Source organism: Enterobacter sp. 296B2 (genome assembly GCF_034106185.1).
Taxonomy (GTDB): Bacteria; Pseudomonadota; Gammaproteobacteria; order Enterobacterales; family Enterobacteriaceae; genus Enterobacter; species Enterobacter cloacae_N.
Map to the genome: position 1 here is coordinate 1 of NZ_JAWNCA010000030.1, position 25600 is coordinate 25600.

Here is a 25600-nt window from a genome sequence, read left to right on the forward strand (position 1 = left end):
TGTGCTGTGTTGGTGCTTTCTCCCCAACTACCCCTCTCCCACCACACTTTAGACCGATTACCCACACCCCCCCCCCCGCCGCCCCCCCCCCCCCCCCCCCCCCCGATACTCTCCCGCCTGACGAAGCCAAACGCCTAATCCCAGCCCCATCAGCGAGAGCGCGAGTACATACCAGGCAGGCGCCATCGGCGACACCCCCATCATCACCGTGACCACTATCGGCGTCAGCCCGCCGAAAATGGCATACGCGACGTTATAAGAGAACGAGATCCCAGTGAAGCGAACCTCCGGCGGGAAGGCGCGCACCATGACGTAAGGCACAGCACCCACTACGCCCACGCACAGCCCCACGATACCGTACAGCAGGAACAGCTGTTCAGGATGAGTGCCCGCCAGATGGTAGAACGCCCAGCTGGACGCGGCCAGTAGCAGGCTGCCGACAATAAAAGTCAGGCTGGCACCGAAACGATCCGCCGCCAGCCCGGCGGCCAGACAGCCAAAGCAGAGCATGATTGTCGCGATACTGTTCGCCTGTAAGGTCACGGCAGGGGCGAAACCGTACTGTTTCTGCAGCCACACCGGCGACATCAAAATCACCACCACAATGCCCGCCGACAGCAGCCAGGTGAGCAGCATCGACACCACCACCGCTTTTTTATGACGCACCACGACGGCTTTGACCGGCAGCTCCTGCGCCAGCGCCTTGCGCTGCTGCATTTCGAGGAAAATAGGCGTCTCCTGCAGCCAGCGGCGCAGGTACATTGCCACCAGGCCAAACGCCCCACCCAGCAGGAACGGAATACGCCAGCCCCAGTCGTGCACGGCCTGCTGCGTCATGCTGGTGTTGACTATCGTCGCCACCACCGACCCCAGCAGGATCCCGACGGTCAGCCCCGCCGTTAACGTTCCGCAGGCGATACCGATGCGGCGGGCAGGAACGTGCTCCGCCACAAACACCCAGGCCCCCGGCACTTCCCCGCCGATAGCCGCGCCCTGGAGAATGCGCATTAGCAGCAGCAATAGTGGGGCGAGAATGCCCATTGAGGCATAGGTTGGCAGCAGGCCGATGGCCAGCGTCGGCACCGCCATCAGCAGGATGCTCAGGGTAAACATCTTCTTACGCCCGACAAGATCGCCAAAGTGGGCCATGATGATGCCGCCCAGCGGACGCGCCAGATACCCGGCAGCAAAAATGCCGAAGGTTTGCACCTGACGCAGCCATTCCGGAATATCCGCCGGGAAGAAGAGCGCCCCCACCACGGCGGCGAAGAAGACAAAGATGATGAAGTCGTAAAACTCCAGCGCGCCGCCTAAGGCGGCGAGCGTAAGGGTTTTGTAGTCCTGTCGATTCAGAGGTCGGGTGTTATGTGACATAGCGAACCATTGTGCATGTGTTGTGGATAATTTTTTACAGCAATCGTAAAGAAAAAATTACTATATCGTAAATCCATTTACACGCTACTGCGGCTGGCGCTAATGTCACATTTTAGTTAATTTCAGGAGATTGTCTCGCGGCGTGCGCTTTTAGGACGAAATGCTGCTACCACTTTGTCGTCAGTTTCCACGTACGGCCCGTCAAGCAACTGTATACAATACGGTACACTCGCAAATATGCCGTGCACAATGACGCTGCCGTCCTCGGCTTTTAATCCTTCCAGCGTCTCTTTGATCGACTTCGGCTGTCCCGGCAGGTTCAGAATCAGCGCCTGCTTGCGGATGACCCCTACCTGGCGGGAAAGAATCGCCGTCGGGACAAAGTGTAGACTGATCTGGCGCATCTGTTCACCGAAGCCCGGCATTTCACGATCGGCGATAGCCAGCGTCGCGTCCGGCGTCACATCCCGGCGCGCGGGTCCAGTTCCGCCCGTGGTCAGCACAAGGTGACAGCTCATCTCATCCACCAGCTCACACAAGGTCTGCTCGATGATCGGTTGTTCGTCGGGGATAAGGCGAGTCTGGATCTCAAACGGGGTGGTCAGCGCACTCGCCAGCCACGCTTCCAGAGCGGGGATGCCTTTATCCTGGTAAACGCCGCTGGAGGCGCGGTCAGAAATCGACACTAAGCCGATGCGTAAGGTATTCATATCCATTCCATTCAAAAAGTACTGATTAAAGGGAATGATACACGCAGAGGGAAAATTCAGACAGGGATCAGAAGAAGACGCGTGACCGGGAGCCCGGTCACGCAGAATGATTACAGCAGGTCGCCGATCATTTTTTCCAGTTTTTCCTGGTCAACAGCAAACTTACGGATACCGTCCGCCAGTTTGTCTACAGCCATTGGGTCCTGGTTGTGCTGCCACAGGAACTCAGATTCAGTGATGCGCTCTGGGCGTGCTTTCACTTCACCGGTGTAGGACAGTTTACGCTCCAGGGTACCTTCGCTCTCTGCCAGCTCTTTCAGCAGCGCAGGCGCGATGGTCAGGCGGTCACAGCCAGCCAGCTCGATGATTTCACCGACGTTACGGAAGCTTGCGCCCATAACCACAGTCTCATAGCCATGCTGTTTGTAGTATTCGTAGATTTCAGTCACAGAAATCACGCCTGGATCTTCAGCCGGTGCGTACTCTTTCTTATCGGTGTTGGCTTTGTACCAGTCCAGAATACGGCCCACGAACGGAGAAATCAGGTACACGCCTGCTTCCGCACACGCACGTGCCTGTGCGAAGGAGAACAGCAGGGTCAGGTTACAGTTGATGCCTTCTTTTTCCAGCTGCTCAGCAGCGCGAATGCCCTGCCAGGTCGACGCCAGTTTGATCAGGATACGGTCATTGCTGATACCCGCATCGTTGTACAGTTTGATCAGGCGTTTTGCTTTCGCGATTGACGCTTCGGTGTCGTAGGAGAGACGTGCATCCACTTCGGTAGAGATACGGCCCGGAACCAGCTTCAGAATTTCCAGACCGATGTTCACTGCCAGTTTATCAGTAGCATCCACAACCTGCTGCGCGCGGTCATTGCTCTGTGCTTTCGCCCAGGTCACAGCCTCGTCAATCAGTTTGCGATACTCAGGGATCTGTGCGGCGTTAAGGATCAGAGAAGGGTTAGTTGTGGCATCCTGCGGCTGGTACAGCTTCATTGCCGCGATATCTCCGGTGTCAGCTACGACAGTGGTGAACTGACGAAGGGAGGTCAATTTATCCGTCATGATAGTGTTTCTCTTTTAACGTGCCCTGGATAATTCACGCTACCGACAGCATGCCTGCAGCGGAAAAATGACAGGTTTACTTGTTAGGGGGATGTAACCGGTCTGCCCTGATGATAACACGACGGAGGGGTAGCGCAACCGCAGACAGTGCGCTTAGGCAGAGTATGATAAACTCAGAATATTAACAGGCTGCTAAGCAACAGCATGCCCAATCAGTGGTAGCGCTTACATATTCACATTGGCATCAACAAGAGGGACGTTAATGCCTGATTTCTTTTTCTTTATTAACGAAGTCCTCTGGGGTTCGATAATGATCTACCTGCTTCTGGGAGCAGGTATCTGGTTTACGCTACGCAGTGGGTTTATCCAGTTTCGTTATATCCACAAGTTTGGCAGAAGTCTGAAAAACAGCGTCACGCCCCAGCCGGGGGGATTAACGTCGTTCCAGGCGCTCTGTACCAGCCTGGCGGCACGCCTTGGCAGCGGTAATCTGGCGGGCGTTGCGCTGGCCATCAGCGCCGGTGGGCCAGGCGCGGTGTTCTGGATGTGGGTCACGGCGCTTCTAGGAATGGCTACCTCTTTTGCCGAAAGCTCACTGGCGCAGCTTTACAAAGAGAAAGACAGAAACGGGCAGTTTCGCGGCGGTCCGGCCTGGTATATGGCGCGTGGCTTAGGAATGCGCTGGATGGGCGTTCTGTTCTCGCTTTTTTTACTTCTCGCGTACGGCCTAATCTTTAATACCGTGCAGTCAAACTCCGTCGCCCATGCCCTGCGCTATACCTTCTCCTGCCCGGAGTGGATCACCGGCATCGTTTTAGCCCTCTTTGTGTTGCTCACCATTTCTGCCGGCATCAAAGGCGTCGCCCGCCTGATGCAGTGGCTGGTTCCCATCATGGCGCTGCTCTGGGTTGCCGCGAGTCTGGTCGTCGCTGCGCTGCATGCCGACCAGGTTCCGGGCGTGATTGCGACCATCTTTAAAAGCGCCTTTGGCTGGCGTGAGGTCACGTCTGGCGCCCTGGGTTACACCCTGAGCCAGGCGCTGATGGCAGGTTTTCAGCGAGGCATGTTCTCCAATGAAGCCGGAATGGGCTCCACTCCCAACGCCGCCGCGGCCGCCTCTTCCTGGCCGCCACACCCGGCAGCGCAGGGTATCGTGCAGATGATAGGCGTTTTTATGGATACCGTTATTATCTGTTCCGCCAGCGCCATGATCCTCCTGCTGGCCGGCCCGGTACCCCATACCTCGGACGCCGTCGGGATCCAATTTCTCCAGCAGGCGCTGGTGAATCTTACTGGAGGCTGGGGGGCAGGATTTGTCTCGCTCATTCTGATGCTATTCGCCTTCAGCTCGATTGTGGTGAATTACCTGTACGCCGAAAACAACCTCATCTTCCTGAAATTCGACTCTCGTCCGGCCATCCTCTTGCTTCGCCTGGGCGTGATACTGATGGTGATCGCGGGCTCCCTTTTGAACATGCCGCTGGTCTGGCAGCTGGCGGATGTCATTATGGCGCTAATGGCAATCACTAACCTGACGGCGATCCTGCTGCTCTCGCCCGTTGTGAACCTTATTGCCAGGGATTATCTGCGCCAGCGCAAGTTGTGCGTCCCCCCGGTTTTTGATGCCGCACGCTATCCCGAAATTCAGTCACAACTCGCCCCCGGCACCTGGGATGATTTGCCCCGGCGATAACAGCTATCGATCAATTCAGGGCGATTTTTTGTTAAAGTCGCTCTAAATTTCCTGCAAGGACTGGATATGCTGATTCTGATTTCACCTGCAAAAACGCTCGACTACCAGAGCCCGCTCGCCACCGAGCGTTATACCCAGCCAGAACTGCTGGACTACTCGCAACAGCTGATCCGCGAAGCGCGTAAGCTCTCGGCGCCGCAAATCGCCTCGCTGATGAGCATCAGCGACAAGCTGGCAGACCTTAACGCGACCCGATTCCATGAGTGGCACCCGGATTTCACCCCCGCCAACGCGCGCCAGGCGATCCTGGCGTTTAAGGGCGATGTCTACACCGGGCTGCAGGCGGAAGATTTTAGCGAAGCCGACTTTGATTTTGCCCAGCAGCATCTACGCATGCTGTCGGGTCTGTATGGCGTGCTGCGCCCGCTGGATCTGATGCAGCCATATCGTCTGGAGATGGGGATTCGCCTGGAAAACGCCAAAGGCAAAGACCTGTACCATTTCTGGGGCGACATCATCACCGACAAGCTGAACGCGGCGCTGCACGCTCAGGGCGATAACGTGGTGGTTAACCTGGCATCCGATGAGTACTACAAGTCGGTGAAACCGAAAAAGCTGAACGCGGAGATCGTTAAGCCGGTCTTCCTTGATGAGAAGAACGGCAAGTTCAAGGTCATCAGCTTCTACGCCAAAAAAGCGCGTGGCCTGATGAGCCGCTACATCATTCAGAACCACCTGACGAAGCCGGAGCAGCTGACCGGGTTTAACAGTGAAGGGTATTTCTTTGACGAAGAGGCGTCGGGGAAAGGCGAACTGGTGTTTAAGCGCCACGAGCAGTAAAACACAACCCCGCCTGCTGGCGGGGTTTTGCGTTAATGGTGTTTCCAGTCCGGTCCCGGACGGTTGTCGCGGTCGTTGCAGGCCCGGTAAGGCGTAGCCGCCACCGGGCAACACAATCACGCGCGCGTCATCATCAACTTACGCAGCGCCGCAAAGTCCGCCGGCAGCTCATGAGACAGCAGCGGCAGGTCAGCACGCTCGGCCAGCTCTTTCGGCAGCGGCAGCGTTTCGCCCAGGATCGCTTCCACGCTCTCTTTGAACTTCGCCGGATGCGCGGTGCCCAGGAACAGGCCATATTCACCCGGGTTAAGCTGGTCGCGCAGCGCGCGGTAGGCAATTGCCGCGTGCGGTTCAGAGGTGTACCCCACCGCCTTCAGCTCGCGCATGGTGGCTTTGGTGGTTTCGTCCGTCACCGCGGCGTAGCCCAGGTCACCCAGACGCCAGATCTTACGGCGGAACAGCTCTTCAACGCGCGGCCAGTTGTTCGGCTGTGACACGTCCATGGCATTGGAGAGCGTGGCCTGCGTGGCGTTAGGAGCCCATTTGCCGTCTTTCAGGAAGCGCGGCACGGTGTCGTTGGCGTTGGTAGCAGCGATAAAGCGTTTGACCGGCAGCCCCAGAGATTTCGCCAGCAGGCCCGCCGTCAGGTCACCAAAGTTACCGCTTGGTACGGAAACTACCAGCTGATTGCGCGCTTCCTGCGGCAGCTGCGCCACCGCTTCGAAGTAGTAGCAGATCTGCGCCAGCAGACGGCTGATATTGATGGAGTTCGCCGAGTTCAGCCCCAGCGCGGCCTTCAGCTCTTCATCATCGAACGCCTGCTTGACCAGCGCCTGGCAGGCATCGAAATCGCCGTCGATCGCCACGGTTTCAATGTTGCCGCCGAGGGTGCAGAACAGTTTTTCCTGCAGCGGGCTGATCTTGCCTTTTGGATAGAGGATCACCACGCGGACGTTTTTCAGGCCGTAGAACGCGTGCGCCACCGCCGCGCCGGTATCGCCGGAGGTGGCGGTCAGGATGGTCACCGGTTTGTCGCCGCTGATGTGGGTCAGCATCTGCGCCATAAAGCGGCCGCCGAAATCTTTAAACGCCAGGGTCGGGCCGTGGAACAGCTCCAGACAGCCGACGTCAGGCTCCACCGGCTTAACCGGAGCCGGGAAAGCAAACGCCGCGCGCACGCGCTCTTCCAGCAGCTCCTGCGGGATTTCGTCGCCGATAAATGCAGAAAGAATTTTGGTGCTGCGGGTGACAAAATCCTGCTTCAGCAGTTCGTCGATGTCGGTCAGCTGAAATTCCGGCAGGTCATGCGGGAAAAACAGCCCCTGATTTTTGCCCAGCCCCTGAGTCACCGCCTGCGCGAAGCTGACCTGCTCGTTATGATCTTTAAGGTTGTAGAGTTTCATTAATTATCCCAGTACTCGTGCGCCAGCCGTGTCCAGACGGCAAATATGAACAAAGCCTTCCTGATTTTGCAGGTAGTGTTTAGAGAGCCAGTCCGCCACGCGCTGCGCGGTGTCTGGCTTATCGCACAGGGCGAACAGCGTCGGGCCGGAGCCGGAGATGCCACACGCCTGCGCGCCGATATCCATCGAGGCCTGTCGCGCCTCGTTAAAGCCGGGCAGCAGCTTCGTGCGGTACGGCTCGGCAATGACGTCCTTCATTAGCTTCGCCGCCAGCTGCGGCTGACGGGTGTAGCAGGCGTGGATAAAGCCCGCCAGATGACGCCCGTGGGCGATGCAGTCCTGGCGACGATACTGCGCAGGCAGGATCGCACGCGCTTCCGCGGTAGAGACCTTAATGCCCGGATACGCCAGCACCCATAGCCACTCATCAAACCCTGGCACCTGCTGGCTGATGATGCCATTTTCTTCGATCATCAGCTGCATGCCGCCGAGGAAGCACGGCGCCACGTTATCGTAATGAATACTGCCGGAGATGCGTCCTTCGAGCTCGCCCATCAGCACCAGCAGACGGCTGTTATTCAGCGGCTTACCGCAGTGCTCGTTCATCGCCACCAGTGCGGCAACCACCGAACAGGCGCTGGAGCCCAGGCCCGAGCCAATCGGCATACTTTTTTCCAGCGTCATGGCGACCGGCACATTTTTGCCGATCTCCTGACAGAAGCGTTCCCAGCACTGATAGACGATATTCTCGCGCGGCTCAGACGGCAGCTTGCTGGCGAAGCGGCCCACGTTATTCAAGCTGAAGCTCTCTGCCGCTTCAACCGTGACCGTATCGCCCAGCAGCGAACCATCTACCGGCGTCACCGCCGCACCCAGCACGTCAAATCCGACGCTCATATTGGCGCTGGAAGCCGGGGCATAAACTTTGACCATGTTAAACTCCTAACTTCCATGACAGGGTACGCAGCAGATCGGCAAACACACCCGCCGCCGTAACATCGTTCCCTGCGCCATAGCCGCGAAGCACCAGCGGCAATGGCTGATAATAGTGGCTGTAAAACGCGAGGGCGTTTTCGCCGTTTTTAACTTTGTACAGCGGGTCGTTGCCATCCACTTCGGCAATCTTCACCCGGCACACGCCATCTTCTTCAATGTTGCCAACATAGCGCAATACCTTACCTTCATCACGGGCTTTCGCCACTCGCGCGGCAAAAGCGTCGTCAAGCTGGGGCAAATTCGCCATAAAGGTGCTGACATCGCCGCTGCTGTCAAACTCGGCTGGCAACACGGGTTCAATCACGATATCGGAAAGCTCAAGCTCGCGCCCCGTTTCACGCACCAGGATCAGCAGCTTACGCGCCACGTCCATACCGGAGAGATCGTCACGCGGGTCCGGCTCGGTATAGCCCAGCTCGCGCGCGGCACGGGTCGCTTCCGAGAGGCTCATGCCCTCATCCAGCTTGCCGAAAATAAACGACAGGGAGCCGGAGAGAATGCCGGAGAAACGCTGCAGTTCGTCGCCCGCGTTCAGCAGGTTTTGCAGATTTTCGATAACCGGCAGGCCGGCACCGACGTTAGTGTCGTAGAGGAACTTGCGGCGCGACTTGCTCGCCGCCAGACGCATCTGGTGATAGTAATCCATCGACGAGGTGTTGGCCTTTTTGTTCGGCGTCACCACGTGGAAGCCTTCGCGCAGGAAGTCGGCGTACTGGTCGGCCACAGCCTGGTTTGAGGTACAGTCAACGATCACCGGGTTAAGCAGGTGATACTCTTTCACCAGACGGATCAGGCGCCCCAGGTTGAACGGCTCTTTCGCCTCCTCCAGCTCCGCCTGCCAGTTTTCCAGGTTAAGACCGTGGACGTTGGTCAGCAGCGCCCTGGAGTTGGCGATACCGCAGACGCGCAGGTCGATATGCTTTTTCTTAAGCCACTCCTGCTGGCGCTTCACCTGCTCCAGCAATGCGCCACCTACGCCGCCCACGCCAATCAGGAACAGCTCGATCACCTGATCGGTGTTGAACAGCATCTGGTGCACCACGCGAACGCCGGTGGTCGCATCGTCGTTATCCACAACAACGGAAATTGAACGCTCGGACGAGCCCTGGGCAATCGCCACGATATTGATATTGGCCCGCGCCAGCGCGGCAAAGAATTTGGCGGAGATACCGCGCAGAGTGCGCATACCGTCACCGACCACAGAGATCACGGCCAGGCGCTCCTGAATGGAGAGCGGCTCCAGCAGTTCCTCTTTCAACTCCAGGTAGAACTCTTCTTCCAGCGCGCGGCGGGCGCGCAGACAGTCGACCTGCGGCACGCAGAAGCTGATGCTGTACTCGGAAGAGGACTGGGTGATCAGCACCACCGAGATACCGTTGCGTGACATGGCCGCAAAAACGCGCGCCGCCATGCCGACCATCCCCTTCATCCCCGGACCGGAGACGCTGAACATCGCCATATTGTTCAGGTTGGAAATACCTTTCACCGGCAGGCCATCTTCATCGCTGCTGGCACCAATCAGCGTGCCTGGCGCCTGCGGGTTACCGGTGTTTTTAATCAGGCAAGGGATCTGGAACTGGGCAATCGGGGAGATAGTACGCGGGTGAAGCACTTTGGCGCCGAAGTAAGAAAGCTCCATCGCTTCCTGATACGACATCGACTTCAGCAGCCTGGCGTCCGGCACCTGACGCGGGTCGCAGGTATAGACGCCGTCGACGTCAGTCCAGATCTCACAACAGTCCGCGCGTAAACAGGCGGCCAACACGGCGGCAGAGTAGTCGGAGCCATTGCGGCCCAGCACCACCAGTTCACCCTTCTCATTTCCGGCGGTGAAGCCTGCCATCAGGATCATATGGTCAGAGGGGATTTTGCTCGCGGCAATACGGCGGGTTGATTCGGCAATATCAACGGTAGATTCGAGGTAGTGACCCACCGCCAGCAGTTTCTCAACCGGGTTGATAACGGTCACGCTATGGCCGCGTGCTTCCAGCACCCCCGCCATGATGGCGATGGAGAGTTTTTCGCCCCGGCAGATCAGCGCCGCGTTGACGCTGTCCGGGCATTGGCCCAGCAGGCTGATGCCGTGCAGCACATGTTTGATCTGAGCAAACTCCTGCTCAACGAAAGACTTCAGCTGCGCGAGCGGGAAACCATGCTGTGCCTCTGCCAGCCCCTGCAGCAGCTCAGCGAAGATACGCTCTGCGTCGCTGATGTTCGGGAGTGCATCCTGGCCACCGATGGTCTTTTCAATCATCGCCACCAGATGGTTTGTGATTTTTGCCGGGGCAGAGAGGACGGTCGCAACCTGCCCCTGCCTGGCGTTGCTCTCCAGGATATCGGCAACACGCAGAAAGCGTTCTGCATTTGCCACTGATGTACCGCCGAACTTCAACACTCGCATGGTTCTACCTCGTTTCCTTTAGCCGAAAAAAAAGCCCGCACTGTTCAGGTGCGGGCTTTTTTCTGTTTTTCCTGTACGCGTCAGCCCGCATCGTTACCTGTGGTAATGATGATGGTTGTGGTAATGGTGGTAATGCTGATGCGTTTCATGGATGTTGTGTACTCTGTCATTATTATCTGTCTGTGCTGTATTCTTTTAGGGTTAAAGGATCGGGCACCTTAAGTCAATGAATTTTTAATTTGATCACAATTCCGCAGACGTTCACGTCACGCTGCGCGCCGTTTTATTTTCATCCGAATCCCCCAACTGCAACCCTCCACGACAGACCTTTTCGCCATACTAAAAACTTATGGCAGCATTTTACTCGGCCAATTTTTTTTCAATATCGTGCAGCAAACGGTGCAACATGGCAGTGTCCCGCTGCTCAAGACGTCCAAGGCGCTGCTGTAGCCAGTCGGCCATTTTTCGATCGTCCGCAACGCCAAGGCTCGATAGCAGGCTCTCCACGCGAGCACGAAGCGCGGCCAGCTGATTTTCATTTGCCGCTTCTGCCTGAGGTTGGGGGATTTGCATTAGGGAGGCTAATTGATAGCAATAGACCATGACCGCCTGGCCTAAATTCAGGGAAGGATAATCGGCTACCATCGGCGCACCGGTGAGAACGTCCGCCAGCTCAAGCTCTTCGTTGGTGAGCCCGGAATCTTCGCGACCAAATACCAGCGCGGCTTTCTCCAGCCACTGGCTTTTCTCCTCCAGCATGGGTACCAGTTCAGCAGGCGTGACGTAGTAGTGGAACTTCGCCCGGCTGCGTGCGGTGGTCGCAACGGTAAACGAAATATCGTGCAGCGCGTCGGCAAGCGTAGCGTAAGTCTTTATATTATCGAGAATATCACCCGAACCGTGCGCCACCCAGCGGGCGGCAGGCTCCAGGTGCGCAGTGCTGTCCACAATACGTAAATCGGTAAAACCCATGGTCTTCATGGCGCGGGCCGCAGCGCCTATATTTTCGGCTCTGGCTGGAGCGACCAGTACAATCGACAGATGCATTTATGCTCTCTTTTTAATCAGTTAGCGGGTAAAAATGTGATGCACTTCAACATATTACGCAGCGCGAATTTACAAATTTGCAACACGAATCACCGAAATAGCGTTTCATAATAAATTAAAGACACTAAACTATTTTGTGTCTGAACAATCAGTTAGAATGTTAACAGGAGCCTATTATCCCTATGTTTTATAATGATAATGGCAACATGAATACCCTATTCTGATTGGATTCGCTTCGTTTATAAATCAATCTCCGCAACTAGTTGGTTTATTGAAAAATTGTGACAAAGGCTAGCATTCGGCTACGATGATTTCATCAAACTGTTAACGTGCTACAATTGAACTTGATATATGTCAACGAAGCGTAGTTTTATTGGGTGTCTGGTGTCACTTAGCCTGTTATGTTGCTGTTAAAATGGTTAGGATGACAGCCGTTTTTGACACTGTCGGGTCCAAAGGGAAAGTACCCAAGACCAAGCTAATGATGTTGTTGACGTTGATGGAAAGTGCATCAAGAACGCAATTACGTACTTTAGTCACGTTAAGCCGATCATGTTAATTTGCGACATGTATCAGGCAGGTCAGGGACTTTTGTACTTCCTGTTTCGATTTAGTTGGCAATTTAGGTAGCAAACATGCAGACCCCGCACATTCTTATCGTTGAAGACGAGTTGGTAACACGCAACACGTTAAAGAGCATTTTCGAAGCAGAAGGCTACGATGTCTTTGAAGCGACCGATGGCGCAGAGATGCATCAGATCCTTTCTGAAAATGATATCAACCTGGTGATCATGGATATCAACCTGCCGGGCAAAAACGGTCTTCTTCTGGCGCGCGAATTGCGCGAGCAGGCGAACGTCGCGTTAATGTTCCTGACGGGCCGTGACAACGAAGTTGATAAGATCCTTGGCCTGGAAATCGGTGCGGATGACTACATCACCAAGCCGTTCAATCCTCGCGAGTTAACCATTCGTGCACGCAACCTGCTGTCCCGCACCATGAACCTGGGCACAGTCAGCGAAGAGCGCCGTAGCGTCGACAGCTACAAATTCAACGGCTGGGAACTTGATATCAATAGCCGTTCGCTGATTAGCCCGAACGGTGAGCAGTATAAACTGCCGCGCAGTGAATTCCGCGCGATGCTGCACTTCTGCGAAAACCCGGGCAAAATTCAGTCCCGTGCAGAGCTGCTGAAGAAAATGACCGGCCGTGAGCTGAAGCCTCATGACCGTACCGTAGACGTGACCATCCGTCGTATTCGTAAACATTTCGAATCTACGCCTGATACGCCGGAAATTATCGCCACGATCCACGGCGAAGGGTACCGCTTCTGCGGAGACCTGCAGGAGTAATCCGGCAGTTAACCCATGAAAAAACGGCGCATTTGCGCCGTTTTTTTTTATTTCCAGATCCGCATCGTATCGTCATCCGGCGATGCAGCTGGCTCAGACCGCTTCGGCTGTGAAAGTGAATACCAGTCGAGATGTCGGGTCAGGTACATCACGGCGAACAGTGCCAGCGCCAGCACCGCTGACCCCAACAGCAGCGCGCTATCCTCCGAGCGCAGCAAGAACCACATCACCACGTCCAGCCCCAGCAGGGCCAGCACGAACAGCCCGCTACGCTTCCAGCTTTTCAGCACAGCCCGCAGGTACATCCCGTTCATCGCCGCACCAACCAGACTTGCAACAACCCAGGCTGGCGTAAAGCCGACGTGTTCTGACAGCGCCAGCAGCACCAGATAGAACAGCACCAGCGACAGCCCCACCAGCAGATACTGCATCGGGTGCAGGCGCAGCCCGGTCAGAGTTTCGAAAACAAAGAAGGCCATAAACGTCAGAGCAATCAGTAAAATAGCGTACTTGATCGCCCGGTCAGTCAGTTGATACTGATCGGCGGGCGTGGCTACCGTGACGCTGAAAGCGGGGATCGACTCCCACGCCGGAGATTCACTGCCGTTGAACCAGCTCTCAAGGTTGTTCGCAAACCAGCTGCTCTGCCAGTTCGCCTGAAAACCGGAATCACCAATTTTGTGCTTCACCGGCAGATAGTTACCCATAAAGCCTGGATGTGGCCAGTTGCTGTTCAGCGCCATTTCACTGTTACGTCCCACAGGCACCACGGCAAAACTTCCCGTCCCTGCCAGATTCAGCGACATCTCCATGACAAACGTTTTTGGCTCCAGCGCTTTGTCCGTCAGCGGGATATGAATCCCGGAAAGCCCCCCATACACGCCTGAACCCGGCTCTACGCCCAGCGTCTCACCGTTGATACTGGAGACGTTCACCGTGCCAATGCCGCGAGCGTCGCCCACGCCAACAACGATAAACGGCTGCCCCAGGGTCATCGCCTCCCCTTTCAGCTGCGTGATTTTTTCGGTGTTGAACCGCGCTTTTATGTTGAGTTTAGTGTTCCAGATCTGCCCGTCATAAATACCGATATTTCGGGACTCAACGTGCTGGTTACCCTCAACCAGCAGAGACTCCGGCAGGATAAAGCGCATATAGCTTTTCTTGTATTCGACTTTCTTCTCATCCTCTAACTTGTAGAAGACCTCCGTCACCGGGATCGCAATCAGCGGGCCGACCAGTTTTTGCGGTCCACTGGTACTCTGGCGAAGCGTATTTTCGACATCGTTACGGTAGCTTTCACGCTCTGAAATGAGGTTACTCACCATAAACAGCGGAACTAACAGCAGCAGAATGCACCCCAGCAGGGTGCTTACTTTCCAGAACAGGGGGGATTTCATCATTACGTCTCCTTTGTGATGAGGAGAGCGTAACCAGGCTGTGTGGGGGCAGTTTGAAGTTATGTGAAGGGACGGTGAAGTGTCAGCGTGGCCATCACGCCACCTTCATCACGATTGCGCAATGTAATGTCTCCCTGATGCAGACGAGCCACCTCCCGGACAAAGGCCAGCCCAAGCCCGCTGCTCTTAACCCCGTTCTCCCGCGGCAGGGAATAGAAGCGTTCAAAAATACGATCCTGCGCGTAATCCGGGATCCCGCTTCCGCTGTCGGTGACGATCAGCTGTATCTGCCCGCGCTCTTCCCGGGCCGCCAGTTCTATGGCTCCGCCCTGCGGCGTAAAATCGATAGCGTTATCCAGCAAATTGCCGAGCGCCTGTTCGAGCAGGTCGGGATCGCCTTCAACATAAAGCGAAGCAGGCTGGAGGGTCAGCGCAATCTCTTTTGTTGCCAGCTGCGCCGATCGCGCGTCGGCAAGCCGGGTAAACAGCGAGTCGACCCGGACGGCCTCGGGCGTAATCTCGACCCGATTTTCAAGCCGAGCCTGAGCGAGCAGTTTTTCAACCAGCGACTGCATGCGCGCGTTTTGTACCAGAATGTTATCGATGAAACGAGCAGCCACCTGCGGCGGCGGCTGCTCGGCGAGTATTTCCGCCGCGCCGCGTATGGCGGCGATCGGGCTTTTCAGCTCGTGGGTGAGCGCATGGACATAGCGTTCAATATAGTTTTTCCCTTCGAGGCGAATGCGCATATTTTCCAGCGCCTGGGCCAGCTTGTGCAGTTCGCTACTACCTGGATTGGGCAGCGGGAGAGGCGTGTCAGTGGTCACCGAGTCGGCGTAGCGCGATAACGTACTGATGGAACGGTTGATCCACCAGGCGACAAAAAGACCGATCAGCAAAGCAATGCCGAGCAGCGCCCCGCCTGCCCACAGAATTCGCCGCTCGCTGCGATGGATAACCGGTGCCATCGCGCTGTTAGGTTTCCCTACCGACAGCACGCCGATGATTTTTCCCTGCTCCACAACCGGCGCGGCAACATACATCACCGTACTCTCCGTATCCTCGGGATTGATCTGAGTACTGCGCGCGCCGTATTCGCCGCGAAGCGTCAGCCAAACGTCGTTCCAGCGAGAGTAATCCTGCCCCACGGCCAGACCGGCGGAATCAAAAACCACTCTACCCTGCGCATCGGTCATATAGACGTGATACTCGTTGCGCACCTTATGAATGCCGCCGATATTGGCGCGGAAAGGCCGCTGATGGAGTTGGGAAAAGGCCTGCGCCAGTTTGCCCTGCTGCGCATTGCCCGAAAGAAGATCCTCACGCCCGACTTCGGCGAGCAAGGTCGCGGTATCGATCAACGTGCCCTCGGTTGCCCTGCGCACGCCGGGCTTCACTTCCTGAACAAAGATCGACAGCACAAACCACGCGGCGATGGCCACGATGAGGAAATATCCCAGCAACAACCGCATCCCAATGCGCATCAGTAAAGGCCCAGACTATAGCCCATACCGCGATGGGTGCTGATGGGTGAAAGTTCCTCGTTCACCGCCCGCAGCTTGGCGCGCAGGGTTTTGATGTGGGTATCCACGGTACGATCGAAACTGTCCCCGTCTTCACCCCATACCTTGTCCATGAGTTGCTGGCGAGAAAATACTCGTCCGGGCTCCTGTAACAGGGTTTTGAGCAGCAAGAATTCGTAGCGAGTCAGGGGCAATGCTTCACCGCACCAGCTGATTCGGGCTGCAGGTTCGTTCAGTTCAAACTGCCCGATACGCAACGTTTCTGATGGTGCGGCGGATTTTTGCATGCGCCGTAAAATCGTCCGCACCCGGGCGCAGACTTCACGAGGTGAGAAAGGTTTCGCAACGTAGTCATCAGCGCCCATTTCCAGGCCAAGCAGCTTGTCTACCTCATCACTGCGCGCCGTCAGAAACAGCACGGGCAGTGAGGGATGCTGCGCCAGCAGCTGGCGGCAAAGCTCAAATCCACTGATGTCCGGCAGCCCGACGTCCAGAATGGCGAGCGCCGGAACCTGCCGCCGCGCCGCCTCCAGCACCGGTAGCCCCCGTTCAAACGCCTTTACCGCAAACCCTTCCTGCTGAAGCATGTAGATAAGCGTATCGGCGATACTGGTTTCGTCTTCAACCAGCCAGACCACAGGTTGTTGCATGGTTCATCCCTGCATTAATGCCACGGCATAATCGGCACCGCGCTGATCGCGTTTTTCGGTGAGCCTTCCACCACTTTGTCGGAATACGCCAGGTAGGCCAGGGTGTTGCGTTTGGCATCATAGAAACGCACCACCTGTAGCTTTTTAAACACCAGCGAGGTCCGTTTCTGGAATACCACATCGCCCTGCGCTTTGCCGTTTTTGATTTTATCGCTCAGCTCAACCGGCCCCACCTGCTGACAGGAGATCGCCGCATCGGAAGTGTCTTCCGCCAGCCCCAGGCCGCCTTTAATACCGCCCGTCTTCGCGCGGCTAACGTAGCAGGTGACGTTTTTCACGTCCGGATCGTCAAACGCCTCCACCACAATTTTGTGGTCCGGACCGAACATTTTGAACACGGTATCGACAGAACCAATCTGTTCCGCCTGCGCCGCACGGCCCGCTACCAGCAACAGGGCAGTAAGAAGCAAAGTCTTGTATTTCATATTGTTACCATTCTTTAAAATTGCATTGAGCAATTATTCAACACGTTAGTCAAAAATGTAGCAAGATCACAGGATTAGAATATATTCACCCAAAACGAAGGAGAAAAGGCATTAATGCGCAAAAAAAACACTGAATGCTAAAACATCAAAAAATGCTATTATCCGCTAACCTGTTATCAGGCACCTGCTGTTTTAAGGATGAGGATAGTATATGGATCAGGCTGGAATTATTCGCGACCTGCTCACCTGGCTGGAAGGTCATCTCGACCAGCCTTTGTCACTGGATAATGTGGCGGCTAAAGCGGGCTATTCCAAGTGGCATCTGCAAAGGATGTTCAAGGATGTCACCGGTCATGCTATCGGGGCCTATATTCGCGCACGTCGTTTATCGAAATCTGCTGTAGCGTTGCGCCTGACGGCGCGGCCCATTCTGGATATTGCTTTGCAGTACCGTTTTGATTCGCAGCAGACCTTCACTCGCGCCTTTAAAAAACAGTTCTCGTTAACGCCAGCGCTCTATCGCCGCTCGCCTGACTGGAGCTCGTTTGGTATGCGTCCGCCGCTGCGTCTGGGCGAGTTCGCAATGCCGAAATACGAAATGGTCACTCTGCCGGAAACCCATCTGATCGGTACGACCCAGAGCTACTCCTGCTCTCTGGAGCAGATTTCTGAGTTCCGTCATCAGATGCGCGTCCAGTTCTGGCGCGATTTCCTGAGCCATGCGCCGGCCATTCCGCCGATCCTGTATGGCCTCAACGAAACGCATCCAAGCCAGGAAAAAGACGACGAGCAGGAGGTGTTTTACACCACCGCCCTCACCCCTGACATGGCCAACGGCTACATTCAGGGCTCTAAACCTGTCGTACTGGAAGGCGGCGAGTATGTGATGTTCTCATACGAGGGTTTAGGAACGGGCGTCCAGGAGTTTATCCTGACCGTTTACGGAACCTGCATGCCAATGCTGAATCTGAATCGCCGTAAAGGTCAGGATATTGAGCGCTACTACCCGGCGCAGGATGCCAAACCAGAAGAAGGCCCAATCAATCTGCGTATGGAATTCTTGATTCCGATCCGTCGTTAACGCTGCAGTTCGTCAAGCGCAGGGGCATCGAGATGCGAAATGTCCCCTGCCATCTCCACCACCCAGCCCGACGCCAGCCACGCGCTTTCCTGGTAATCAATCCGGGAAATGGAGCAGTTGCGCAGACGCAAACGGCGCTCGGCATAAGCCGGCAATCCCAGAATGGTGCTCACCAGGCAGCCCAGGGCGATACCGTGACTCACCAGCAGCGGACGGCTGCCTGCCGGAAGTTTGAGGCATTCCGCCAGTGCCGCATGCATACGCACGCTCAGCTCCTGCATGGATTCGCCCTCAGGAATACGGCCATCTTCGGTACCGTTCACCAGTGTGCGACGCCAGCCCTCTTCCGTTTCCGTCAGTGTATCGATATGGCGCTTTTCCAGCACGCCCATATCCAGCTCGCGCAGGCGCGGCTCAAGCATCACATCGCAGCCGCAGGCGTCTGCAATGATGCGCGCCGTCTGCTGTGTGCGACCTAAATCGCTGGTAATAACGTGGGTAATGCCCAGCGTTCTGGCGCGTTCCGCCACCTGCCACGCTTGCTGCACACCCTTCTCGGTGAGAGGACTGTCTGACTGGCCTTGAATACGTCGCTCGGCGTTCCACTGCGTTTCACCGTGGCGAACAAGGTATACCTGTAACATGCTTTTTTTCCGTTATACTGCGATGAGTTTTTTTGAATCGAGCTTAATTATGCACCATGTTGTCTCTGCTACCACCAATCCTGCCAAAATTCAGGCAATTCTAAAGGCTTTCGAAGAGATTTTCGGCGAAGGATCCTGCCATATTGAGGCCATCGGCGTCGAGAGTGGCGTACCTGAACAGCCGTTTGGCAGCGAGGAAACGCGCGCTGGCGCACGAAATCGCGTGGCAAATGCAAAAGCCGCGGCCCCGAAAGCTGACTTCTGGGTCGCCATAGAAGCAGGCATCGACGAAGGCGCAACCTTTAGCTGGGTGGTGATTGAAAGCCGCGAGCAGCGCGGCGAAGCACGCTCGGCCACCCTGCCGCTGCCGGAGATCATTCTGGAAAAAGTCCGCGCAGGTGAAGCGCTCGGGCCGGTAATGTCGCACTACACCGGCATTGATGAGATTGGCCGTAAAGAAGGGGCAATTGGCGTCTTTACGGCGGGTAAGCTCACGCGTTCAGGGGTTTACCATCAGGCGGTGGTCCTGGCGTTAAGCCCGTTTCATAACGCCATTTATCGTTGATCGCCCAATAAGACTGACTCAAGCCACTGACGCAGCTCGACCGGCGCAGACTTCAGGCTGTTCGATCCACGGGTTATCGTCGCGATGCCCGCGCCCAGCTCGTTTTTCAGCTCGCGCTGGCTCATCTCACCGCGCAATAGCTCTTCAATGATGCGCACGCGCGTGCCCAGCGCCTCACGCTCGTCCGGCGTGAGCATCAGCTGCATGAGGGGGAGGTGCAAATCCTGCTCGTAAGACTGGCGAAGCAGCTCCACAAAACGAAGCCACTCCTGGTGACGCTGTTCGGCCATCGCCGAGGAATATGGGGAATGCTGGGTCATGTTATGCTGCCTCTTGTACTCATTAGCGAGTACAGCATAACACAACCCATGCCGATCAGTAACGTCTCTGCCACTCAGCATCGCTCATCAGGGTATCTTTCTGCCCCATGAAGTAGCGATAGTAGGCGTCATAGGCCAGCACGTTCTTCACGTAGCCGCGCGTTTCCGAGAACGGGATGCTCTCGACAAACGCCACGGCGTCGATGCGTCCGGCGCTATTGCCAAGCCAGGTGCGCACGCGACCCGGGCCAGCGTTATACGCCGCCGACGCGAAGATACGGTTATTGCCGAACTGCTGATACACGTACTGCAGGTAGCTGGTGCCGATGTTGATGTTGGTATCCGGATCCAACAGCTGTGACGGGCTGCTGTACCCAGGGATATTAAACATCTTCACCGTGTGCGTTGCCGTGCCCGGCATAATCTGCATCAGCCCGCTGGCGCCCACCGGGGAACGGACTTTCGGGTTCCAGGCGCTCTCCTGACGAGCAATCGCCATGGCGTAGCTTTGCGGGATATCTTTGCCGCTGGTGTAGCGGTCAAACAGATCTTTATACGCCAGCGGGAAACGCTCTTCGAGATGATCCCACAGCTTACCGGCGATCGTCGCCTGCACGCTCAGATCCCACCAGTGATTATCAAACGCATAGCGGGCAAGCTGCGCTTTTTCATCCGTGGTGCGGCTGGTCACCAGGTTGGCCCACTCGCTGCGCGCGGTGTTATCCATGTTCCAGTACATCAGCTCGCGAACGCGCGCCATCTCTGGTCCCTGCGTCAGCGACGGGTTCGCATTAGCGGGCGCTTTGTCGATCCTGAGCGTGTACTCTTCGCCCAGACGCTGGGCGGCCGCCATCGGATAGAACCCACGCTGCTGCATCAGCGAGTGAAGAATATCTTTGGCTTCGCCTTCACGACCACGCTCCAGCAGCAGATCCGCCTGCCAGTAGCGCCATTCGTCTTTCTCTTTGGCATCCATCGGCAAACGCGCGAGCCAGGTGTTGAGGCCACGGCGGTCGCCGGTACCCAGCGCCATGCGCACGCGGCGTTCCACCAGCGACGTGGAGTTAGAACGCATTATGGCATCGTCTCGCCAGCGCGCCTGTTCGTCGGTCACATCCGTGCCCATCAGTCGCCACGCCACGATGTCGCGCAGCTCCTGGGTTTGATCTTCATTCAGCTGCTGCGCCTGCACCAGCTGCGGGATCATCAGCCGCGCATTTTCGACATCGTCGCGCGCCACGCTGGCAAAAGCCACCGCCGCCATCTGGCGGGTAAAATCGGTCGAGCCCGTGCTGCGGGCAAAGGTCAGCACGCTGTTCGGATCGTTTGCCAGCGCGATAACCGCCGAGGAGATAGTCTGGTAATCGGACGGCATCTGCCCTGCCAGCGCGGTCACCAGACGCGTGTTGCCGGCTTTCATCGCCAGGCGGATGCGCTCAAGGTAGGCCAGCGGGTCCTGCTTGCCGGACGCGCGCCATGCGCCAAACAGGGAATCACAGGCGTTCGGCTGGCTTTTGCCGGTCAACCACAGATCTTTCGCCCCGGCCCATGCCTCTTCCTGCTGTCCGGTCGCCCATTTCGCATAGTAGTAATTACACTGCGCTTCGGTGGTATTCGGCTTGTCAGGGCTAAACGCCAGCAGGCCGCGCCAGTCTTCACGACGCGCCAGCTCATTCACAAAGCGAGACTGGAGATTTCGGGCAGGCGGCAGGGTCGGGTTCGCCTTAATGAAATTATTCACGGTGACGGTCGGCTGGTTCATCAGATCGTCGGTAATCTGGCGATACTCCAGATACGGATACAGCGGATAATCCTTGAGCGTCGGCATCAGCGCCTGCACGGTATCCATCTGCTTGTTGTCCCACGCCTGTTTAATCTGGGCGTAGCGGTTACGTTGTTCATCCAGTGAATCTGCATGCACCGCCTGGCTTACCGCCATTACGCATACGCTGGCAGCCAGCAGACGCCAGACCACCCGTTTGGCTTTTTCCACAAGCTCTTCCTCATTGTTTTTTCGTCAATTGCAGCGTCTTGCCACGTCAAAGTCACAACAACTTATGCTAACCAGGCATCCTGCAACGCGCCACGTCATGGACACTTTTTTACCTTTCTTGCGCGTTTTAACACTCCCGACGTTCCTGGCTGGGATTAGGGCGTGAAAAAGGCTACACTTCGAGGCTGAAATTCCTTCTCATTACGATAAAAGAGGCGAAGTCCACGTGGCTCAATTCGTTTATACCATGCATCGTGTCGGCAAAGTTGTCCCGCCGAAACGTCATATTCTTAAAAATATCTCGCTGAGCTTCTTCCCGGGCGCAAAAATTGGTGTTCTGGGTCTCAACGGTGCCGGTAAGTCCACCCTGCTGCGCATCATGGCCGGCATCGATACAGACATCGAAGGTGAAGCCCGTCCGCAGCCTGGCATCAAGATCGGCTACCTGCCGCAGGAACCTCAGCTGAACCCGGAACACACCGTACGTGAGTCCGTTGAAGAAGCGGTGTCCGAAGTGGTTAACGCGCTGAAAGGTCTGGATGAAGTGTATGCCAAATACGCCGAGCCGGATGCGGACTTCGACAAGCTGGCCGCTCAGCAGGGCAAATATGAAGAGATTATCCAGGCGCACGATGGTCACAACCTGAACGTGCAGCTGGAGCGTGCGGCTGATGCCCTGCGTCTGCCGGACTGGGATGCGAAAATCGCGAACCTCTCCGGTGGTGAACGCCGCCGCGTGGCGCTGTGCCGCCTGCTGCTGGAAAAACCAGACATGCTGCTGCTCGATGAACCGACTAACCACCTGGATGCGGAATCCGTGGCATGGCTGGAGCGCTTCCTGCACGACTTCGAAGGCACCGTGGTGGCGATTACCCACGACCGTTACTTCCTCGACAATGTCGCAGGCTGGATCCTGGAGCTGGACCGCGGCGAAGGCATTCCGTGGGAAGGCAACTACTCCTCCTGGCTGGAGCAGAAAGATCAGCGCCTGGCGCAGGAAGCTTCTCAGGAAGCGGCCCGTCGTAAGTCTATTGAGAAAGAGCTGGAGTGGGTGCGTCAGGGCGCGAAAGGCCGTCAGTCTAAGGGCAAAGCCCGTCTGGCACGCTTCGAAGAGCTGAACAACACCGAATACCAGAAACGTAACGAAACCAACGAACTGTTTATTCCACCTGGAGCACGTCTGGGGGATAAAGTGGTTGTAGTCAGCAACCTGCGCAAGTCTTACGGCGACCGCCTGCTGATCGACGACCTGAGCTTCTCCGTACCGAAAGGCGCTATCGTTGGGATCATCGGTCCGAACGGCGCGGGTAAATCGACCCTGTTCCGCATGATGTCCGGTCAGGAACAGCCTGACAGCGGCTCTATCACCCTGGGTGAAACCGTGAAGCTGGCCTCCGTTGACCAGTTCCGTGACGCGATGGATAACAGCAAAACCGTGTGGGAAGAAGTCTCCGGCGGTCTGGATATCATGCGTATCGGCAACACCGAGATGCCAAGCCGTGCCTACGTTGGCCGCTTTAACTTCAAAGGCACCGACCAGGGCAAACGCGTGGGCGAGCTGTCCGGCGGCGAGCGCGGTCGTCTGCACCTGGCGAAGCTGCTGCAGGTTGGCGGTAACGTTCTGCTGCTCGATGAACCAACCAACGACCTGGATATCGAAACCCTGCGCGCGCTGGAAAACGCCCTGCTGGAGTTCCCGGGCTGCGCGATGGTTATCTCGCACGACCGCTGGTTCCTGGACCGTATCGCCACCCACATCCTGGACTACCAGGACGAAGGTAAAGTGGAGTTCTTCGAAGGTAACTTCACCGAATACGAAGAGTACAAGAAACGCACGCTGGGCGCCGACGCGCTGGAGCCGAAGCGTATTAAGTACAAGCGTATTGCGAAATAAGTGCCTGAGTGCCGGGTGGCGGCTTCGCCTTACCCGGCCTACGGTACTGCGCAGTTTGTAGGCCGGGTAAGCGTGAGCGCCACCCGGCTTTTTTATTTGCCCACGTAATACCGCTTCACCTCATCGAACTGCATCGCAAACTCGATATAGCTCATCAGCGCGGGCGAGTTCAGCTTTCGGCTCGGGTAGGCCAGCCAGAGATCGTTACCTTCAACGCTCCACTCCGGCAGCACCTGAACCAGTGCACCTTTTTCGATCTTATCTTCCAGCAGAAATGCGGGTAACAGCGTGATCCCCGCACCGGCAATCGCACATTCGCGGGCGTACACCAGATTATCGGTCAAGTGGGCGTTATTCGGCAGGTAGCGGTAATCCTCGCCCTCGCTTCGCAGAAGCCACTCCGACCACGCCCGGTGCGTAATACTGCGGTGATCCACCAGTTGGCGAGGATGCGTCAGCGGCTCCCGGCGCGCCAGATAGTCCGGCGAGGCCAGCATGTAGCGCGGGCAATGCCCGATCATCCGGCCAATCAGGGAGGAGTCCTGCGGCCTGCCGGTGCGCAGCGCCACGTCAAAGCCGGACTCGACCAGATCCACCACGTCGTCAGAGATCGACACATCCAGCGAAACGTCAGGATAGCGAAGCTGGAACTCGGCATTCATATGCGCCAGCAGCGTCGCCCCAATCCCCGCCGGACAGGTGATCCGCAGTCGCCCGCTGGGGTTTTCACGCAGCCGTTGAATGGCGTACTCCGCCCGCTCACTGGCCGCCAGCATCTCGCGACAGTGCACCAGATAGTGCTCGCCCGCGAACGTGAGGCTGATCCTGCGCGTGGTGCGGTTGAGCAGGCGGATCCCCACCTGCTGCTCCAGCTGACTAATCCGCTGGCTCACGCTGGATTTTGGCAGTTCCGCCTTCTGCGCCGCCGCGGTAAAGCTGCCCATCTCCGCCACCAGCGCGAATAGAGCCATATCCTGCAGCTGTTTAAACATGATTGTTCATCCTGTGCGAACGCTGAGTTCTTGATTGTCCATCTTATCATGCAGCTGGCCACTTAATAGACTAGCCTCAACAAAACGCATGCCATTGAGGAGCACACCATGTCTGTTAAAGCCATTGCCGTTAACCCAGAAAATCCATCCACCTTCATTGAAATCACCCCGCCTATGCCGCAGCCCGGCGAGCACGATCTGCTGGTGGAGGTGAAAGCCGTCTCCATAAACCCTGTAGACACCAAGGTGCACGCAGGCATTGCCAAAAACGGGCTGAAAGATCCGCGCGTGCTCGGCTGGGATGCCAGCGGGATCGTCAAAGCCGTGGGGACTGGCGTGACCGGATTCAAACCGGGTGACGAGGTATGGTACGCGGGAGACATCACCCGCCCGGGCAGCAATACCACGCATCAGCTGATCGATGCGCGCATAGTCGGGCACAAGCCTGCCAGCCTCGGCTGGGCGGCTGCCGCAGCACTGCCCTTAACCGCGCTCACCGCGTGGGAAGGCCTGTTTGAACGGCTGAACATTCAGGATGCAGGGGCGGACAAAACGCTGCTGATCATCGGCGGCGCGGGCGGCGTGGGCTCGCTGGCGATCCCGTTTGCGAAGCACAACAGCAAAGTGAAGGTCATCGCAACCGCTTCACGAGAAGATTCCGCCCAATGGTGCCGCGATCGTGGGGCTGACGCGGTGGTGAACTACCGCGATCTGAAAGGCGAGCTGGCAAAACAGGACATCACCTTTGTGGATTACATTTTCATCCTCAACGACACCGACGGGCACTGGGATGCGGTCAGCGAACTGATTGCACCGCAGGGGCATATCTGTTCCATCGTTGAGAATGAACATCCGCTGAACCAGGACAAGCTCAAGTCCAAATCCGCCGCGCTGCACTGGGAGTTTATGTACACCCGCAGCATGTACCAGACCGCTGATATGGCGCGGCAGGGTGAGATCCTCAATGAGGTGGCGAAGTTGGTGGATAACGGCGTGGTAGAAAGTTCGCTGAGTGAAACACTGCACGGGCTGAGCGTGGAAAGCATTACCGAAGCGCACCGTAAAGTGCTGGAGGGGCATATGCGGGGGAAAGTGGTGGTTGAGTTCTGAGTGGTTGGTCCCCCTCACCCTGCCCTCTCCCCAGACGGGGAGGGTTATCTCGGCTCCGTTCGATCC

The 25600-nt window shown here is 56.8% G+C and carries 24 protein-coding genes and 1 other annotated feature; of the genes, 7 read left to right on the forward strand and 17 right to left on the reverse strand.

The window, feature by feature from the left end; translation table 11 throughout:
* Nucleotides 1–57: 57 nt before the first annotated feature.
* The 3 genes from URZ40_RS18820 to tal all read right to left on the reverse strand — a co-directional run bounded on the left by URZ40_RS18820 (nucleotide 58) and on the right by tal (nucleotide 3148).
* Nucleotides 58–1374, reverse strand: a complete 1317-nt coding sequence (locus URZ40_RS18820; RefSeq protein ID WP_320720976.1) for an MFS transporter — start codon at nucleotides 1372–1374, stop codon at nucleotides 58–60.
* 122 nt (nucleotides 1375–1496) lie between these two features.
* Nucleotides 1497–2084 carry a molybdopterin adenylyltransferase gene (mog, locus tag URZ40_RS18825; protein WP_061099282.1) on the reverse strand — a complete coding sequence of 196 codons (588 nt, stop codon included), beginning with the start codon at nucleotides 2082–2084 and terminating at the stop codon, nucleotides 1497–1499.
* 110 nt (nucleotides 2085–2194) lie between these two features.
* Nucleotides 2195–3148 carry a transaldolase gene (gene tal, locus URZ40_RS18830; protein WP_008502045.1) on the reverse strand — a complete coding sequence of 318 codons (954 nt, stop codon included), beginning with the start codon at nucleotides 3146–3148 and terminating at the stop codon, nucleotides 2195–2197.
* Nucleotides 3149–3410: 262 nt separating this feature from the next.
* On the opposite strand from tal, the gene URZ40_RS18835 reads away from it, so the two are divergent.
* Nucleotides 3411–4841: a sodium:alanine symporter family protein gene (locus tag URZ40_RS18835; RefSeq protein WP_320720977.1), complete on the forward strand. Its 1431-nt coding sequence runs from the start codon at nucleotides 3411–3413 to the stop codon at nucleotides 4839–4841.
* A gap of 66 nt (nucleotides 4842–4907) precedes the next feature.
* Nucleotides 4908–5681 carry a peroxide stress protein YaaA gene (gene yaaA, locus URZ40_RS18840; RefSeq protein WP_320720978.1) on the forward strand — a complete coding sequence of 258 codons (774 nt, stop codon included), beginning with the start codon at nucleotides 4908–4910 and terminating at the stop codon, nucleotides 5679–5681.
* 116 nt (nucleotides 5682–5797) lie between these two features.
* Here yaaA and thrC read toward each other — a convergent pair whose 3' ends face one another.
* The 6 genes from thrC to yjjY form a co-directional block, all read right to left on the reverse strand.
* Complete coding sequence (thrC, locus tag URZ40_RS18845; RefSeq protein WP_316379713.1) at nucleotides 5798–7084, reverse strand: threonine synthase; 1287 nt, start codon at nucleotides 7082–7084, stop codon at nucleotides 5798–5800.
* Between the two features lie 3 nt (nucleotides 7085–7087).
* Nucleotides 7088–8017 carry a homoserine kinase gene (gene thrB / locus URZ40_RS18850; protein WP_320720979.1) on the reverse strand — a complete coding sequence of 310 codons (930 nt, stop codon included), beginning with the start codon at nucleotides 8015–8017 and terminating at the stop codon, nucleotides 7088–7090.
* 1 nt (nucleotide 8018) lies between these two features.
* On the reverse strand, nucleotides 8019–10481 hold the full coding sequence (gene thrA / locus URZ40_RS18855) for a bifunctional aspartate kinase/homoserine dehydrogenase I (RefSeq protein WP_233002941.1): 2463 nt from the start codon (nucleotides 10479–10481) through the stop codon (nucleotides 8019–8021).
* A gap of 24 nt (nucleotides 10482–10505) precedes the next feature.
* Nucleotides 10506–10623, reverse strand: a sequence feature (Thr leader region).
* Complete coding sequence (gene thrL, locus URZ40_RS18860; RefSeq protein WP_015572623.1) at nucleotides 10562–10630, reverse strand: thr operon leader peptide; 69 nt, start codon at nucleotides 10628–10630, stop codon at nucleotides 10562–10564. Its footprint overlaps the feature before it by 62 nt.
* Nucleotides 10631–10841: 211 nt before the next feature.
* A complete protein-coding gene (locus tag URZ40_RS18865; RefSeq protein ID WP_320720980.1) occupies nucleotides 10842–11528 on the reverse strand; it encodes a tRNA/rRNA methyltransferase in 687 nt (228 codons plus the stop codon).
* Between the two features lie 399 nt (nucleotides 11529–11927).
* On the reverse strand, nucleotides 11928–12068 hold the full coding sequence (gene yjjY / locus URZ40_RS18870) for a protein YjjY (RefSeq protein ID WP_085928893.1): 141 nt from the start codon (nucleotides 12066–12068) through the stop codon (nucleotides 11928–11930).
* A gap of 95 nt (nucleotides 12069–12163) precedes the next feature.
* Here yjjY and arcA point away from each other — a divergent pair, with 95 nt between their 5' ends.
* Nucleotides 12164–12880 carry a two-component system response regulator ArcA gene (arcA, locus tag URZ40_RS18875; protein WP_003856501.1) on the forward strand — a complete coding sequence of 239 codons (717 nt, stop codon included), beginning with the start codon at nucleotides 12164–12166 and terminating at the stop codon, nucleotides 12878–12880.
* A gap of 47 nt (nucleotides 12881–12927) precedes the next feature.
* Here the strand turns inward: arcA and creD are convergent, their stop codons facing one another.
* Genes creD through creA form a run of 4 tightly spaced genes read right to left on the reverse strand, consistent with a single transcriptional unit; the run spans nucleotide 12928 to nucleotide 16935 of the window.
* Complete coding sequence (creD, locus tag URZ40_RS18880) at nucleotides 12928–14280, reverse strand: cell envelope integrity protein CreD (RefSeq protein ID WP_320720981.1); 1353 nt, start codon at nucleotides 14278–14280, stop codon at nucleotides 12928–12930.
* A 56-nt stretch (nucleotides 14281–14336) separates the two neighbouring features.
* On the reverse strand, nucleotides 14337–15761 hold the full coding sequence (gene creC / locus URZ40_RS18885; protein ID WP_320720982.1) for a two-component system sensor histidine kinase CreC: 1425 nt from the start codon (nucleotides 15759–15761) through the stop codon (nucleotides 14337–14339).
* The gene (gene creB / locus URZ40_RS18890) at nucleotides 15761–16450 is read right to left on the reverse strand and encodes a two-component system response regulator CreB (RefSeq protein ID WP_320720983.1); all 690 of its coding nucleotides are present in this window, start codon (nucleotides 16448–16450) and stop codon (nucleotides 15761–15763) included. The genes creC and creB overlap by 1 nt, the downstream gene beginning before the upstream one ends.
* A gap of 14 nt (nucleotides 16451–16464) precedes the next feature.
* Nucleotides 16465–16935, reverse strand: coding sequence for a protein CreA (gene creA / locus URZ40_RS18895; protein ID WP_014882476.1), 471 nt, complete (start codon nucleotides 16933–16935; stop codon nucleotides 16465–16467).
* A 211-nt stretch (nucleotides 16936–17146) separates the two neighbouring features.
* On the opposite strand from creA, the gene robA reads away from it, so the two are divergent.
* Nucleotides 17147–18016 carry an MDR efflux pump AcrAB transcriptional activator RobA gene (gene robA, locus URZ40_RS18900; protein ID WP_116342407.1) on the forward strand — a complete coding sequence of 290 codons (870 nt, stop codon included), beginning with the start codon at nucleotides 17147–17149 and terminating at the stop codon, nucleotides 18014–18016.
* Here robA and gpmB read toward each other — a convergent pair.
* Complete coding sequence (gene gpmB / locus URZ40_RS18905) at nucleotides 18013–18660, reverse strand: 2,3-diphosphoglycerate-dependent phosphoglycerate mutase GpmB (protein WP_008502057.1); 648 nt, start codon at nucleotides 18658–18660, stop codon at nucleotides 18013–18015. The genes robA and gpmB overlap by 4 nt on opposite strands.
* Before the next feature lie 49 nt (nucleotides 18661–18709).
* On the opposite strand from gpmB, the gene yjjX reads away from it, so the two are divergent.
* Nucleotides 18710–19225, forward strand: a complete 516-nt coding sequence (gene yjjX / locus URZ40_RS18910) for an inosine/xanthosine triphosphatase (protein ID WP_116342629.1) — start codon at nucleotides 18710–18712, stop codon at nucleotides 19223–19225.
* On the opposite strand, the gene trpR is transcribed toward yjjX, so the two are convergent.
* Both trpR and sltY read right to left on the reverse strand, forming a co-directional pair.
* Nucleotides 19216–19545 carry a trp operon repressor gene (trpR, locus tag URZ40_RS18915; protein WP_061099291.1) on the reverse strand — a complete coding sequence of 110 codons (330 nt, stop codon included), beginning with the start codon at nucleotides 19543–19545 and terminating at the stop codon, nucleotides 19216–19218. The two genes, yjjX and trpR, sit on opposite strands and share 10 nt — an antisense overlap.
* A 55-nt stretch (nucleotides 19546–19600) precedes the next feature.
* Nucleotides 19601–21538: a murein transglycosylase gene (gene sltY / locus URZ40_RS18920; protein WP_233002939.1), complete on the reverse strand. Its 1938-nt coding sequence runs from the start codon at nucleotides 21536–21538 to the stop codon at nucleotides 19601–19603.
* Nucleotides 21539–21764: 226 nt separating this feature from the next.
* On the opposite strand from sltY, the gene ettA reads away from it, so the two are divergent.
* A complete protein-coding gene (gene ettA / locus URZ40_RS18925) occupies nucleotides 21765–23432 on the forward strand; it encodes an energy-dependent translational throttle protein EttA (protein ID WP_320720984.1) in 1668 nt (555 codons plus the stop codon).
* 92 nt (nucleotides 23433–23524) lie between these two features.
* Here ettA and URZ40_RS18930 read toward each other — a convergent pair whose 3' ends face one another.
* Nucleotides 23525–24424 carry a LysR family transcriptional regulator gene (locus URZ40_RS18930; RefSeq protein WP_320720985.1) on the reverse strand — a complete coding sequence of 300 codons (900 nt, stop codon included), beginning with the start codon at nucleotides 24422–24424 and terminating at the stop codon, nucleotides 23525–23527.
* Nucleotides 24425–24532: 108 nt separating this feature from the next.
* Here URZ40_RS18930 and URZ40_RS18935 point away from each other — a divergent pair, with 108 nt between their 5' ends.
* Nucleotides 24533–25534, forward strand: a complete 1002-nt coding sequence (locus URZ40_RS18935) for a zinc-binding alcohol dehydrogenase family protein (RefSeq protein ID WP_320720986.1) — start codon at nucleotides 24533–24535, stop codon at nucleotides 25532–25534.
* Nucleotides 25535–25600 lie beyond the last annotated feature (66 nt).

Bases quoted from the DNA above. Each gene is read 5' to 3' on its own strand.
- arcA (WP_003856501.1), top strand. From the start codon at position 12,164: ATGCAGACCCCGCACATTCTTATCGTTGAAGACGAGTTGGTAACACGC.
- tal (WP_008502045.1), bottom strand. From the start codon at position 3,148: ATGACGGATAAATTGACCTCCCTTCGTCAGTTCACCACTGTCGTAGCT.
- URZ40_RS18820 (WP_320720976.1), bottom strand. From the start codon at position 1,374: ATGTCACATAACACCCGACCTCTGAATCGACAGGACTACAAAACCCTT.
- yjjX (WP_116342629.1), top strand. From the start codon at position 18,710: ATGCACCATGTTGTCTCTGCTACCACCAATCCTGCCAAAATTCAGGCA.
- thrC (WP_316379713.1), bottom strand. From the start codon at position 7,084: ATGAAACTCTACAACCTTAAAGATCATAACGAGCAGGTCAGCTTCGCG.
- URZ40_RS18935 (WP_320720986.1), top strand. From the start codon at position 24,533: ATGTCTGTTAAAGCCATTGCCGTTAACCCAGAAAATCCATCCACCTTC.
- creD (WP_320720981.1), bottom strand. From the start codon at position 14,280: ATGATGAAATCCCCCCTGTTCTGGAAAGTAAGCACCCTGCTGGGGTGC.
- mog (WP_061099282.1), bottom strand. From the start codon at position 2,084: ATGAATACCTTACGCATCGGCTTAGTGTCGATTTCTGACCGCGCCTCC.
- trpR (WP_061099291.1), bottom strand. From the start codon at position 19,545: ATGACCCAGCATTCCCCATATTCCTCGGCGATGGCCGAACAGCGTCAC.
- URZ40_RS18865 (WP_320720980.1), bottom strand. From the start codon at position 11,528: ATGCATCTGTCGATTGTACTGGTCGCTCCAGCCAGAGCCGAAAATATA.
- URZ40_RS18930 (WP_320720985.1), bottom strand. From the start codon at position 24,424: ATGTTTAAACAGCTGCAGGATATGGCTCTATTCGCGCTGGTGGCGGAG.
- creA (WP_014882476.1), bottom strand. From the start codon at position 16,935: ATGAAATACAAGACTTTGCTTCTTACTGCCCTGTTGCTGGTAGCGGGC.
- thrB (WP_320720979.1), bottom strand. From the start codon at position 8,017: ATGGTCAAAGTTTATGCCCCGGCTTCCAGCGCCAATATGAGCGTCGGA.
- yaaA (WP_320720978.1), top strand. From the start codon at position 4,908: ATGCTGATTCTGATTTCACCTGCAAAAACGCTCGACTACCAGAGCCCG.
- creC (WP_320720982.1), bottom strand. From the start codon at position 15,761: ATGCGCATTGGGATGCGGTTGTTGCTGGGATATTTCCTCATCGTGGCC.
- creB (WP_320720983.1), bottom strand. From the start codon at position 16,450: ATGCAACAACCTGTGGTCTGGCTGGTTGAAGACGAAACCAGTATCGCC.
- gpmB (WP_008502057.1), bottom strand. From the start codon at position 18,660: ATGTTACAGGTATACCTTGTTCGCCACGGTGAAACGCAGTGGAACGCC.
- robA (WP_116342407.1), top strand. From the start codon at position 17,147: ATGGATCAGGCTGGAATTATTCGCGACCTGCTCACCTGGCTGGAAGGT.
- thrA (WP_233002941.1), bottom strand. From the start codon at position 10,481: ATGCGAGTGTTGAAGTTCGGCGGTACATCAGTGGCAAATGCAGAACGC.
- URZ40_RS18835 (WP_320720977.1), top strand. From the start codon at position 3,411: ATGCCTGATTTCTTTTTCTTTATTAACGAAGTCCTCTGGGGTTCGATA.